Raw genomic sequence first — 11777 nt, 5'->3', positions numbered from 1 at the left:
TCGGCGACACGTAGAGTGAGAACCGGTGGGCGCCGCCGCCGCGTGTGGCCCGCCGTGAGCCGGAGACTTCCAGCGCGAGAACCTCAGCTTGGACATACCCACGCGAGAACCTCAGCTTGGACATACCCATGAGCTCGGAGAAGAAGGTGGCAATCGTCACCGGTGCTTCACAAGGCATCGGCGCGGCCGTCGCCGACGCATATCGCAGGCGCGGGTACGCCGTCGTCGTGACCGCCCGGTCCATCCCCTCGTCGCACGATCCGGACGTACTCGCCGTGCCCGGCGACCTGAGCCGGCCCGGTACCGGTGCGCAGATCGTCGAGCAGGCGCTGGACCGCTTCGGCCGGATCGACACGCTGGTGAACAACGCCGGCGTCTACCGGGAGAAACCATTCACCGACTACACCGACGCCGACTACGACCTGGTGACCGGCGTCAACCTGCGCGGCTTCTTCGACGTCACGCGCAGCGCCATTCCCGCGATGCTCGCGGGCGGCGACGGCGGGCACGTCCTGTGCGTGTCGACGTCGCTGGTCGACCGCGCCAACGCGCGCGTACCCGCGGCGCTCGCCTCGCTGACCAAAGGCGGCCTGGTCGCGGCGACGAAGGAGCTGGCCATCGAATACGCGGCGCGCCGCATCCGCGCCAACGCCGTCTCACTCGGCGTCATCCGCACTCCGATGCACCCGGACGACCCGGGCGGCACGCTCGCCGCGCTGCACCCGCTCGGGCGGATGGGCGAGATCGACGACGTCGTCGAGGCGATCATGTACCTCGAACAGGCATCGTTCGTCACCGGCGAGATCCTGCACGTCGACGGCGGCCAGAGCGCCGGCTTCTGAAAGTACCGGGATCGGGAGTGATCGACCTATGCGCACTCGCAAGCAGCCGGCTCCGCTCGGCGCTGTCGGTGCGGGTCTGGCGGCGGGAGTGATCGGCACCGTCTGCATGGACACCGTGCGGTTCCTGCGCCAGCGCCGGGCCGGTGGCGAACACAACGCCCTGCGCTGGGAGTTCGCCCCGGTCCGCACCTGGCAGGAGGCGCCGGATCCCGGGCAGGTCGGAAAGCGCCTGGCCGAGGCATTCACGCTGCGCGAGCTGCCGGACAGTGCGGCGTTCCCCGTCAGCACGTTCATGCACTGGGCCTATGGAGTGGGCAACGCGGCCTTCTACGGCGTCGTCTGCGCCTCGCTGGGCAAGCCCCATGTCCTCTACGGGCTCCCGTACGGTGCGCTCGTGTGGCTCAGCGGATACGTGTTGCTTCCGATCGCGGGACTCTACAAACCCATCTGGACATACGACGCCAAGACGCTGGGTGATGATCTGACCGCCCACCTCGCCTACGGCGTCGGCACGAGCAGCGCTTTCTGGTTGCTGAGCAGGATTTCCGTGTTCTCACGGCAGCAGTAGTTCGTGATCTGGGTGGCGCTGGTCGGCGAGGTGGGGGCCGGGGACGAGAAGTCTTCCACGGACGCGGTCGGCGCCGGCCCGCAGTACTCCGGCGCGCTGGGCGGGGTCGGGGTGTGCCAGGTCGCCGTCCACCTCACCTTCGCCACCGACCGCGGCCACATGGTGACCGGCCGGGCTCTGTACCTGCCCACGGACGGTGCCGGGGACGGGGAACGCCGTCGCGGTCCGCTCCCAACCACACGGAGAGAGGCTCGGTCGCGCCGATGAGGGGACACGTCGTTCTGTCGGCCCGCCGAGAAAACCCATTGCGAGTGACCCGCATCGGATGTCTGATTGATCGGCCACCGATCAGGGAAGAGAACGTGAGTATGTCGCTGCCCACCCCCTCGTTGCACACCGCTCGCCTTCGACTGCGTGCATTCGAAGACGCGGATGTGAACGACCTCTTCGCACTGCACAGCAGCGCCTACGTGCTGCGCTACTGGGACGCGCCACCGTGGAGCGAACGCGTGCGCGCCGAGAAGTTCATCACGGCTTGCCGGCAGATGGCACAGGAGGGCACCGGGGCGCGGCTGGCCGTGGATCGTGTCTCCGACGGGGCGTTCATCGGCTGGTGCAGCCTGAACAGGTGGAATCCGGACTACCGCAGCGCGTCGCTTGGCTACTGCTTCGACGATGCAGCGTGGGGCCACGGCTACGCGACCGAGGCCGCGCGCGCTTTGCTGCGGTGGGCATTCGACACGCTGGAGCTAAATCGCGTCCAAGCTGAGGCCGATACGCGCAACGTGGCATCTGCCCGCGTGCTGGAGAAGCTCGGCTTCGCGCGTGAAGGGACATTGCGGGAGGACTGCGTAGTCAACGGCGAGGTCTCTGACTCGTGGGTCTACGGGCTGATCAGGCGGGAGTGGCGGCCGTCGTCGGAGCCGGTTCCCGCCCACTGAGTTACGTCGCTCGGCACCCGGTATCGGCCACGCCCCAAACCACTGATCACTGTGCCTCGTCCACACACAACAGCGAACCGGGCAAAGAGGTGCATACCTCCCTCTCGGTTCCGGCATCGTGAACCGCAGTTGTGGCTGGCTGCCCACCCTGACCCGGTCGCCCGAACTCGGGCGGCAAGGGCGCCAAAGGATCCGGATGCTTGCCTGACCGTGGCGGGATGCCGACCGCAGCGGGCAAGACCACACTCGCCCGCCAAGCCCGCGACCTCCTGTATTTCCGCCGCTGACCTGCGGCTTCACGGAATCGCGGCCAGAGCCCGTCTAGATGATCGATTCCAAGGGGCAGTTGTGGCGCGGGGTCCAATGAGCCTTTCTCATTCCTGTGTTGGGCGACCTCTGTGGGAACAATCAGGTCCGGTTGACGGCCTCGTAGGGGGACGGTCGACGGGATTAGATACTGGCCCTCAACGCAGGCACGGATGAGGAGCACGGCCAATGACCAGCGACAATCGCATAGGACCGCCCAGTTTTGGCAGCGAACGCGACATGCTGCGGGCTTTCCTCGACTACCACCGCGCAACCCTCGTCCTGAAGTGCGAAGGGCTCACCGACGAGGAACTGCGGCAGCAGTCGATGCCGCCGTCCACGCTTTCGCTGCTCGGTCTGGTGCGGCACATGGCGGAGGTGGAGCGTGCTTGGTTCCGTCGAGTGTTCGAGGACAACGACGCGCCCATGGTCTGGTCCGACAAGATCGACTTTCAGGCAGCGTACGACGCGAGTGCGTCGACCAGGGACGAGGCGTTCGTGGCCTGGGATGCCGAGGTGGAGCACTCGCGCCGTATCGAGCGGGAGGCTGAGTCCCTGGACCAGGCCGGGTATCAGCCACGATGGGGCGAGGAGGTGTCGCTGCGGATGGTGATGACGCACGTGCTTCTGGAGTACGGCCGCCACAACGGGCACGCGGACTTTCTGCGCGAAGGTGTCGACGGGACCGTGGGCGCCTGAGTCCGCACGAGCCATCGATCTCCACATGCTGATCCGTTCCGGAGAATCGCCCGCAGGGTTGGAAGGGGGGAGTCCAACGTCAGTGTGTGAAGACAGAGTTGGACTCCCTCGCCACCGCGCTCTATGTGAAGACCGACGACCTGCTGAAGGACTCACCGCACCTGGCGCCCTGGCGTCCGGCGGTCGGGATCGCCCCGCAACTGACCGATGCCGAGCTGGTCACGCTCGCGATGATGCAGGCCGTGCTGGGCTTCACCTCCGAGGCCAAGTGGCTCCGCCACGCCCGCGCCCACCTGCGGCATCTCTTCCCCTACCTGCCCAAGCAGCCCGGCTACAACAAGCGCCTGCACAAGGCCACCGAGCTGCTGCGGCGGGTGACCCGGGTGCTGGCAACCGACACCTCCGTACGGAGTGATGACGTGTGGATCGTGGACTCCCGATCTACATCAACCTGGACAACCTGTCCGCCCACAAGGGCGACAAGAACCGTCGCTGGGCGAAGAAGAACCGCGTCGAGCTGTGCTCCACCCCGACCTACGCCTCCTGGGCCAACCCGATCGAAGCCCATTTCGGGCCACTGCGGCAGTTCACGATCGCCAACTCCCACCACCGCAACCACAGCGTGCAGACCCGGGCCCTGCATGCCTATCCGCGCTGGCGCAACACCAACGCCCACCCACCCCGACGTCCTCGCGGCGCAGCGTCGCGAACGCGCCCGCATCCGCAGCGAGAAGGGCATCCGCTGGGGCGGCCGAAGGTCTGCCAGCTACTGCCTGAACTGCTCGTCCTTCCTGGCAGCCACGCACTACGGTGGGACACATGTCCGAGCTCTCCGTGCGGAATTTCTACGACGAGTTGGCCCACGACTACCATCTGATGTTCCGGGACTGGGACGCGAGCATGGCCTACCAGGCCGAGGTACTGGGCGGGCTCGTCCGTAAATCTCTCGGCGCCGGACCGCACACTGTCCTGGACTGCTCGTGCGGGATCGGCACCCAGGCCATCGGGCTGGCCTTGGCCGGGCACCAGGTCGTCGGCAGCGACCTGAGCCCGGTCGCCGCCGCGCGCGCCGCCGCCGAAGCGGCGGCCCGGGGCAGCCGGCTTCCGGTCGCTGCGGCTGACATGCGCCAACTGCCGTTCAGAGAGACGTCATTCGACGTCGTCCTCTGCGCGGACAACTCGCTCCCGCACCTGCTCTCCGGGCAAGATCTCCGGGCGGCACTCCTCGGCATGAGACGGGTGCTCCGAGACGACGGACTGTTGGTGATCACTGTCCGGGCCTACGACGAGACGCGCCAGACCAGACCCACGGCGACACCTCCCCAGGTCTCGGAGACACGCGACGGCCAAGTGATCACCTTCCAGCTGTGGCACTGGCATGAAGACGGCGAGCGCTACGACCTGGAGCACTTCCAGCTCATCCCTGCGGAGAACACCTGGCATGTCCGAGTCCGCCGGAGCACCTACTGGGCGCTGACGCCCCCGCAGCTGACAGAGTTCGTGGCTGAAACCGGCTTCACCGACATCACCTGGCACAGTCCGACCTCCAGCGGGTACTGCCAGCCCGTGCTCACCGCACAGCGCGCTCCCTCAGCGCAGTAGTCCAGACATCGGTTCCGCTCTGCCTGGCTCTCCGTTCATCTATGGCAAACCGGTGAACGTTGCCGGTCACGGCACCTAGCGGCAGCACTTGTGTGGTGCGCGACGCCGATCGGCGGCCGCATTGCTCGCGCGTCGAACGCGCGCAGAGATCCGCCCGGGGGCCCGCGCCCCTGGCCCAGGTGTGGTTCAGGGGCGGGCTGACAGGATCTGAGGGACACGACTGTTCCGGCCGAGCGATGGGACGAGTCCGGCGGCACCGGTTTGTACTGGACGGAAGGCGACCCGGCCCTGGAACACGGGCCATGGATACACGGAGTCATGCTCTTCTGGGCCACGAGAGCGTCCGAGCGGACCGGCGTCGGCCTTCGCCCGAAGGCGTCGCCGTTGGTGCCAGGTGGCGAACCGGTGCAGGAGCTGGTGTCGTGTGGGATCTTCGACGGCTGCGAGGCGCTCGGCGAGCCGGCGTTCGTAGAGCATCCGCGACTACCTTGGTGCGGCCCTGCCCTTGCTGATCGACTGGTCAGGCCGGTATCAGCACCTGCACGAGGTCACCCGCCAGGACGTCAAAGAGGCTGTGAAGGCCCTGACCGGCCTGCAGCGCAATCGCGTCTTGGTCGCTCCAAGGTCGATCTTTCAGTTCCACAAGGCGGCCGGACGGCTCTTCCGAAACCCGACCGCCCGCGTCAAGCGCGGACCGGTCGAGCCGAGCATGCCGCAACGGCTGGAGCCTGATCAGCTTGACGCGCTCGTCGCCCACGCCACCACACCGATCCGCCGGCTCATCCTCGCGCTCACCGCCGTGCACGCCGCTCGTCCTACCGTGTTGCAGAAACTCGGCCTCGACGACGTGGACCTCGACAAGCCCCGCCTGCCCATCGGCGGCCATCCCCGCCGGCTCGACAAGCTCACCGAGCAGATCATCAACGCTTACCTCCGCCACCGCCATCGGTGATGGCCCCACACGATCGATCAGGCGCCGCGATGCGCGACGCCGACGCCGCCAGAGCCTCTCTCGGAACACCGCTTGAGCAGTAGTCCACGTCACCTGCCGCCGCCCTCGCGCGGCTCCGGCGTACTCGATTGTTGTCCGCGCCGAGGCCGACCACCGCTCGATGGCGCCGAGGATCCGCGCTGTCGAGCACGAGCTCAACCGGGCGGCGTGGCCGAAGTGCACACGCCGAACCACTGTTCGGCGCCGAAGTCCTCGTACCGCTCCACTTCGGTGAACCCCAGCTTTGCCGCGAGGTGCATCGAGCGCGCGTTGGCGGTCTGGCCGGCCCCTGTGGGCGGTGCTTCAGGCCGAGAGGCGCTTGGCGCGGGCGGTGAGGCGTTCCCAGTTGCGGTGGCCGATGTCGGCCTTCTGCTCGTCGGTGAAGGGCGAGTTCTCCAGGAAGGAGCGGGCTCCACCGTTGCTGGTGTCGACGTAGGGGAAGCCGCCGGGGCGGAAGCCGTAGGTGAAGGGGTAGTCGGTGGAGTACAGCATCCGGTCGGTGCCCATCACCTCGGCGGTCCAGCGCAGGTAGCGGGGGCTGTTGGTACCGCTGCCGGCGACCCAGAAGTTCTGCTTGAAGTAGTCGGCGAGGGGCTGCCGCAAGCGGCCTGCCTCGCCGAAGAAGCCGGTGTGGTCGAGGTAGAACATCACGACCTCGCCCCAGTGTCCGGCGATCACCTGCAGGTCGGGGAACCGGTCGAAGACACCCGAGAAGATCATGCGCAGGTACTGGACGCCGAGGTCGTAGTACCAGCCGAGTCCGGCCCCGGCCAGCACGGGGCCCATGGGGTCCGGGAGGTCGGAGTAGTAGGCGTCGATGACGGGCTGGACCGGTGTCTGCGGGTGGAAGTGCAACGGCACGGCCAGCCGCTCGGCGGTCGCGTACAGCTCGTCGTTGTCCGGGTGGTCGGCCAGCTTGTCCCCGGTGCGGCCGTACAGCATGGCCCCGGGAAAGCCGAGCTCGCACACGGCGCGCTCCAGCTCGGCCGCGGCCGCGGCCGGTGACTGGGTGGGTATCGCGGCGAACGCCTGGAAGCGGTCGGGCCGGGAGGCGACGATCTCGGCAAGCTGGTCATTGGCTTCGCGGGCCACCGCGACGGCGTCGGCCTCCGGCAGGTCCTGCACGCCCGGAGACGACAGGGACAGCACGGCGACATCGATGCCCTGGTCGTCCATGTGCGCCAGCCGCTGCTCACCAACCTCGTGCAGATTCTTTGCGATCGGGTCGTCCCCAAAGCCACGCGAGAAAATCTGCGGCGATCCGGCCCGCTGGTACGCCTCGTGGACGGCCGGCACCACGACGGTCTCTTCCAACCCGGTGATCCGCAAACGGTCGGACATGATGGTTCTCCTCGCAGCGATGTTTCCAGTGGAACTGTTCTAAAGCCACCACCGATACTATCGACGTCAACATGAAAGTGATAACGGCGATAGCGACTCTGTCCCGATGACGATATCGTTGATCCATGCCTGTTGAACCGACCCTTACGCGGCGTGCCGCGGAGCCCGGCACCCCCGCGCGCGAGCAGACGCGCCGTCGGGTCATCGACGCCGCGACAGACCTGCTGGAGCGTGGGGGCCGCGATGCGGTCACTACCCGGGCGGTCGCCGACGCCGCCGGCCTGCAGCCGCCGGCCCTGTACCGGCTGTTCGGTGACAAGGAGGGGCTGCTGGACGCGGTGGCCGAGTACGGCTTCACCCGGTTCCTGGCAGCCAAGCAGCAGATCGATCCCGCCCCGCAGGACCCGGTCAAGGAACTGCGTGACGGCTGGGACACCGTGGTCGAGTTCGGGCTGGCCAACCCCGCGCTGTACACGCTGATGTACGGCGAACCCACCCGGTCCACCGCCGTCTTCCAGATCGGCCTCGAACTCCTCATGGACCGAATCCGCCGCATCGCTGCCGCGGGCCTCTTGCGTGTGGAAGAGGGCCTCGCGGCCCAGATCGTCCACGCCACCGCCGGCGGCGCCATCCTGACCTGGCTGTCCGTACGCGAGCCCGAGCGGGACCCCGCACTCCTCGTCGCCTTGCGCGAATCGATGATCACCACCATCACCACCCGGGAACCGGCTGTGCAGGAACCGGGGCCGGCCGGCGCTGCCCGCGCCCTGCGCGCAGCACTGCCCGGCCAGAACGCCCTCAGCGACGCCGAACAGCAACTCCTGATGGAATGGCTCCGGCGACTGTCCGTATAGCCGCTTGGCCTTATCGACAGCGCTGAAGGCGCTTCTCGACGAGTTCGGGAGGCGTCTTCGGTGTCCCGATCCCGGTATCGACGGGTACGGGAGACAGCGCCCAGGGAGACCTCCGCGCCGGCAACGGAGCCGGTCCACCCGCTACCTGACCCCGTGGCCGGCATCTTTGACCTCGGCTTGCCTCGGTGCGGGGGCCAACGGCGACGCGGCGACCGGCTGTCGGCCATCATCCACCGGAACGCCTGGGATACCGACGGGGCCTTGCGCGCCCTGCACGCGCCCACCGAGGCTGGGCATGTGTACCGTCGCCACTTCTTCCAGCTGCTGGGGACCTCGATCGCCACGCCTGCTCACGAATGGCTCCGCGCCCACCCCGCCGAGGTCGTCACACGATCTCCAGGAACCGTCATCACCGCCGAGGCCGTCGACCACCTCGACGAGATCACCGCCGGCCTGCGCCGCCTGGACGACACAGGCCCTTGTCCACGGCAACCGCGCCATCGACTCACTGACGGGCGAGGTCGACTCCCCGCGCTGCGTCGGCCACCTCGCCCGCCTCGTCTCCGGCCTCGGGCCCTACCGCCGCTCCCACGGGGTAGCGGAATTCGTCGGTCGGGCAAGGCCCGTTCTCGCCGGTGTCCGTTGACCGCACAGGGGCCGGATCGCCTGGCCTACGCACGGGTGGCGCTGTGGGCAGAAGAAGGCCCAGCACCCCCTCGTCGGGCCCAACAGCGAGTTCACGGATCCTGACGTCGGAGAAATGCGCAGGTCAACGTGTTGACGGGGTCAAATTACCTGCTGCGCCCGGGGATCGGTCGGCCGACTCCAGTACGTCATCGCAGGTCACGGCGATTACGGACCGCACGTCCGGATCGCCGAGCGGCGATCCGCTCTGCGGGACACCAGCACACACCTGGACTGCTGACCCGACAAGACGACACCGGATCGAGTCGTCCGAGCAGGGAAAGGGCGGTGGCCGGCACCACCGCCCCGCCACCTTCACTTGTACTGGTGTGCCTGTCTTCCCTCTCCCTGTTCCCGTGCTCGAACAACCTTGTCGAACGGCACTGTCAGTGGTGCGCGGTAGCTTCGGGACTGTTCGAGATCACAGGGTGAGAGGGGTGAATTCGTGGGTGTCAGGCATGCGTTGAGCGTCGTCCTGGTCGACGTCAACGACGAGGTGGTGACGGCCTGGCGGTCCGCGTTCGCGGACACGCCGGAGGTCGGGATCAGGCGGGGTTCCCTTCTCGATGTGGACGCCGACGCCTGGGTCTCCCCTACCAACGAGCGTGGCCGGATGGACGGTGGGGTCGACGCCGTCGTCAAGCGGTACCTCGGTGCGGGCATCCAGGTGCGGGTGCAGCGGGCGATCCGCGACCGGTTCGGTGGACGGCTGCCGGTGGGCAGCGCGGTGTGCGTCCCGTCCGGGGCGGACGTACCCCGGTACCTGATCTCGACGCCCACCATGCGCCAGTCGTCGCAGAACGTCAGCGACACGATGAACGTGGCCCTGGCCTGCGCAGCCGCCTTCCAGGCGGTGCATCTACAGAACCGGGCGAAGCCGGGCAGCATCCGGTCGGTGGCCCTTGTCGGGATGGGCGCGCAGACCGGGCAGGTGCCCGCAAAGGTGTGCGCCAACCTGATGTGGACGGGCTACACCCTCTTCCACGACCACGGTTTCGCGGACTACGACGAGTTGCGGGCCGCCGTACTGGGGCAGCTCGACGACATCGAGGGAGCGGGGTCCGCACGGCGGGTCCGGATCAACGTGCCGCAGCGGCCTTCCTTTCGTCACTGACCCGAAGACCTCGCAGGCCGGTGCCGCCCAGGGCGCGGACACCGGCGACGACCCTGCCGCATCTGTTCAGCATGCCGGGGCGCCGTTGGAGGCGTCCGGTTCGAGTATCGGGAGTTCCACCCTCGTGAGTGATGTCGACGTGACGGCCGCGGGCGATGCCGGTTCCCCGGCCGGGGATCCGCTGGGACTGGCCGGCCTGTTCACCGGTGGCGGCGAGCCGTGGCTGCCGCTGCTCGGACCGGTGATCGAGGCGCAGCCGGAAGCCGCCGACTTCATCGGCCCGAAGCGCAGCCCGGAGGTCGTTCCGGTGCGTGAGCTGACGTTCCAGGCGTTGAAGCCGCATCCGCCGGAGAAGTGGAAGGTGGTCGTCTTCGGACAGAACCCCTATCCGCGGGCGGAGAGCGCGACCGGCATCGCGATGTTCGACAACACCTTCACCGACTGGAAGGACAGCCAGTTCGGCCGGGTGGTCAGCATCCGCTGCCTCATCAAGTCGGCCGCGATGTGGAAGTACGGCATCGTCAAGAAGACCCCGATCGCCGATGTCCGCGCCCTGCTGAAGAAGGAGGGCACGGTTCAGCCGCCCGAGTGGTTCCAGGCGATGCTCACCCAGGGTGTGCTGCTGCTGAACGCGTCCCTCACGGCGAGCGCGGACGGTGCGATGGCGACCGATCGGCACACGTCGTTCTGGCGCCCCGTGGCCGAGCAGATCGTCGAGGAGATCCTCCGGGCGAAGCAGGAAGCGGTGGAGGAGGACGACCGGGGGGTGGTGTTCGCCTGGTGGGGCGCGCACGCCCGGAGTCTGAAGAGGGTCGTCCAGCGGCTGGAGAAGAAGTACCCGGGGGTGCAGGTCCGTCACCTGGACCACGCCAATCCGGCCGCGCAGGGGGATCTGTTCTGCGAGGGCAACCACTTCGCCCAGGTGAACGACGCCCTGGCGGCGGTGGGGGCCGAGCCGGTCGACTGGCTGCCGCAGAAGGGCTGGGACCAGGGGACCGACGGGGCCGGCGGGCCGGAGGACGGTGGTGTCGCGCAGCGGATGGGGGCGTTCATCGCGTCCACGATGGAGTTGCACCAGCTGTATCTGGAGCGGCTCACCAGCGTCAAGGACGAGGGCCTCGTCCTGCCGCCCGTCACCGGGGTGTTCGACACGCCGCTGATGGACTTCCGGAAGGCCGTCGAGCCGGTCTCGCGGGTGCTCGCGCACCTGGATCGGCATATCGATCTGTCGAGCCGTTTCGGGGAGACGAAGGCCGCGCAGGCGGCGTCCGCGGGCGCGCTGTCCGGGGAGGCCGTGGGCGCCTTGTCGGCCGACGCGATCTCGGCCCTCCACCTGTACACGTGCGAGTCGGGCTTCTACCGCGAGATCAACGCCGTGCTGCGCTCGTCGGACCGCGAGCGCGTGGTGCCGTACCTGCCGTACCTGCGGTTGCTCTTCTCGGCGATGGAGGCGTTGCCGGCGCAGACGCGGCCGCTGTGGCGTGGTGTGGCGTTGGATCTGCGGTCCCAGTACCCGCTGGGGCGGACGGTGACGTGGTGGGGCGTGTCGTCGTGCACGTCCGAGCTGGGTGTGGCCCGCGCGTTCCTCGGCGGGCGTGGCCGGCGGACGCTGTTCGAGGTGACACCCGCGCGGGCGGTGGGGATCCGGCGGTTCTCCGCGTTCACGGGTGAGGAGGAGTACATCCTCGCGCCGGGGACGCAGCTGAAGGTGACGGAGGTGAAGGCCGAGCGTGGGGGTCTGTGCACCGTACGGCTGACTGAGCTGGAGGGGGCTGGCCTGGTGTCGTGACGTCCCCGGCCGGGCATACTCCCGGACTTGCCGGGCGGGCGGCGCG

Annotated in this window: 11 protein-coding genes and 3 pseudogenes; 12 read left to right on the top strand and 2 right to left on the bottom strand. The window is 68.3% G+C overall.

The window, feature by feature from the left end; translation table 11 throughout:
- Positions 1 to 128 precede the first annotated feature (128 nt).
- From ACFVT1_RS09915 to ACFVT1_RS09875, 9 genes and pseudogenes are all read left to right on the top strand, one after another.
- Entirely contained in the window at positions 129 to 842 is a 714-nt protein-coding gene (locus tag ACFVT1_RS09915) for an SDR family NAD(P)-dependent oxidoreductase (RefSeq protein ID WP_389793926.1), read from the top strand.
- 28 nt (positions 843 to 870) lie between these two features.
- Entirely contained in the window at positions 871 to 1410 is a 540-nt protein-coding gene (locus ACFVT1_RS09910) for a hypothetical protein (RefSeq protein ID WP_389793924.1), read from the top strand.
- Between the two features lie 3 nt (positions 1411 to 1413).
- A complete protein-coding gene (locus ACFVT1_RS09905) occupies positions 1414 to 1677 on the top strand; it encodes a transposase (RefSeq protein ID WP_389793922.1) in 264 nt (87 codons plus the stop codon).
- A gap of 101 nt (positions 1678 to 1778) precedes the next feature.
- Positions 1779 to 2351, top strand: coding sequence for a GNAT family N-acetyltransferase (locus ACFVT1_RS09900; protein ID WP_389794080.1), 573 nt, complete (start codon positions 1779 to 1781; stop codon positions 2349 to 2351).
- A 495-nt stretch (positions 2352 to 2846) separates the two neighbouring features.
- Entirely contained in the window at positions 2847 to 3356 is a 510-nt protein-coding gene (locus ACFVT1_RS09895) for a DinB family protein (protein ID WP_389793920.1), read from the top strand.
- A gap of 86 nt (positions 3357 to 3442) precedes the next feature.
- A pseudogene (locus ACFVT1_RS09890) lies at positions 3443 to 3793 on the top strand (IS982 family transposase); the annotation flags it as partial.
- Positions 3787 to 4111: pseudogene (locus ACFVT1_RS09885) on the top strand (transposase); the annotation flags it as partial. The pseudogenes ACFVT1_RS09890 and ACFVT1_RS09885, both read left to right, overlap by 7 nt.
- 64 nt (positions 4112 to 4175) lie before the next feature.
- Positions 4176 to 4958: a class I SAM-dependent methyltransferase gene (locus ACFVT1_RS09880; protein WP_389793918.1), complete on the top strand. Its 783-nt coding sequence runs from the start codon at positions 4176 to 4178 to the stop codon at positions 4956 to 4958.
- 505 nt (positions 4959 to 5463) lie between these two features.
- Positions 5464 to 5910: a hypothetical protein gene (locus ACFVT1_RS09875; protein WP_389793916.1), complete on the top strand. Its 447-nt coding sequence runs from the start codon at positions 5464 to 5466 to the stop codon at positions 5908 to 5910.
- Between the two features lie 194 nt (positions 5911 to 6104).
- On the opposite strand, the pseudogene ACFVT1_RS09870 reads toward ACFVT1_RS09875, so the two are convergent.
- A pseudogene (locus ACFVT1_RS09870) lies at positions 6105 to 6257 on the bottom strand (GNAT family N-acetyltransferase); the annotation flags it as partial.
- The gene (locus ACFVT1_RS09865) at positions 6253 to 7290 is read right to left on the bottom strand and encodes an amidohydrolase family protein (RefSeq protein WP_389793914.1); all 1038 of its coding nucleotides are present in this window, start codon (positions 7288 to 7290) and stop codon (positions 6253 to 6255) included. The gene ACFVT1_RS09865 and the pseudogene ACFVT1_RS09870, both read right to left, overlap by 5 nt.
- A gap of 125 nt (positions 7291 to 7415) precedes the next feature.
- Here ACFVT1_RS09865 and ACFVT1_RS09860 point away from each other — a divergent pair, with 125 nt between their 5' ends.
- The 3 genes from ACFVT1_RS09860 to ACFVT1_RS09850 all read left to right on the top strand — a co-directional run bounded on the left by ACFVT1_RS09860 (position 7416) and on the right by ACFVT1_RS09850 (position 11731).
- Complete coding sequence (locus tag ACFVT1_RS09860) at positions 7416 to 8144, top strand: TetR/AcrR family transcriptional regulator (protein ID WP_389793912.1); 729 nt, start codon at positions 7416 to 7418, stop codon at positions 8142 to 8144.
- Between the two features lie 1129 nt (positions 8145 to 9273).
- Entirely contained in the window at positions 9274 to 9942 is a 669-nt protein-coding gene (locus ACFVT1_RS09855; RefSeq protein ID WP_259933035.1) for a macro domain-containing protein, read from the top strand.
- Positions 9943 to 10066: 124 nt separating this feature from the next.
- Positions 10067 to 11731, top strand: coding sequence for an ADP-ribosyltransferase domain-containing protein (locus tag ACFVT1_RS09850; RefSeq protein WP_389793910.1), 1665 nt, complete (start codon positions 10067 to 10069; stop codon positions 11729 to 11731).
- The last annotated feature ends 46 nt before the right edge of the window (positions 11732 to 11777 follow it).

It is taken from the genome of Streptomyces sp. NPDC057963 (assembly GCF_042887155.1).
Lineage (GTDB): Bacteria > Actinomycetota > Actinomycetes > Streptomycetales > Streptomycetaceae > Streptomyces.
The sequence above is the reverse complement of the archived record's forward strand: the minus strand, read 5'-3'. Positions and strand labels throughout refer to the sequence as shown.

Excerpts from the sequence above, each read along its gene's own strand:
- ACFVT1_RS09880 (WP_389793918.1), top strand. The coding sequence starts at position 4,176 with ATGTCCGAGCTCTCCGTGCGGAATTTCTACGACGAGTTGGCCCACGAC.
- ACFVT1_RS09860 (WP_389793912.1), top strand. The coding sequence starts at position 7,416 with ATGCCTGTTGAACCGACCCTTACGCGGCGTGCCGCGGAGCCCGGCACC.
- ACFVT1_RS09915 (WP_389793926.1), top strand. The coding sequence starts at position 129 with ATGAGCTCGGAGAAGAAGGTGGCAATCGTCACCGGTGCTTCACAAGGC.
- ACFVT1_RS09895 (WP_389793920.1), top strand. The coding sequence starts at position 2,847 with ATGACCAGCGACAATCGCATAGGACCGCCCAGTTTTGGCAGCGAACGC.
- ACFVT1_RS09900 (WP_389794080.1), top strand. The coding sequence starts at position 1,779 with ATGTCGCTGCCCACCCCCTCGTTGCACACCGCTCGCCTTCGACTGCGT.
- ACFVT1_RS09910 (WP_389793924.1), top strand. The coding sequence starts at position 871 with ATGCGCACTCGCAAGCAGCCGGCTCCGCTCGGCGCTGTCGGTGCGGGT.
- ACFVT1_RS09865 (WP_389793914.1), bottom strand. The coding sequence starts at position 7,290 with ATGTCCGACCGTTTGCGGATCACCGGGTTGGAAGAGACCGTCGTGGTG.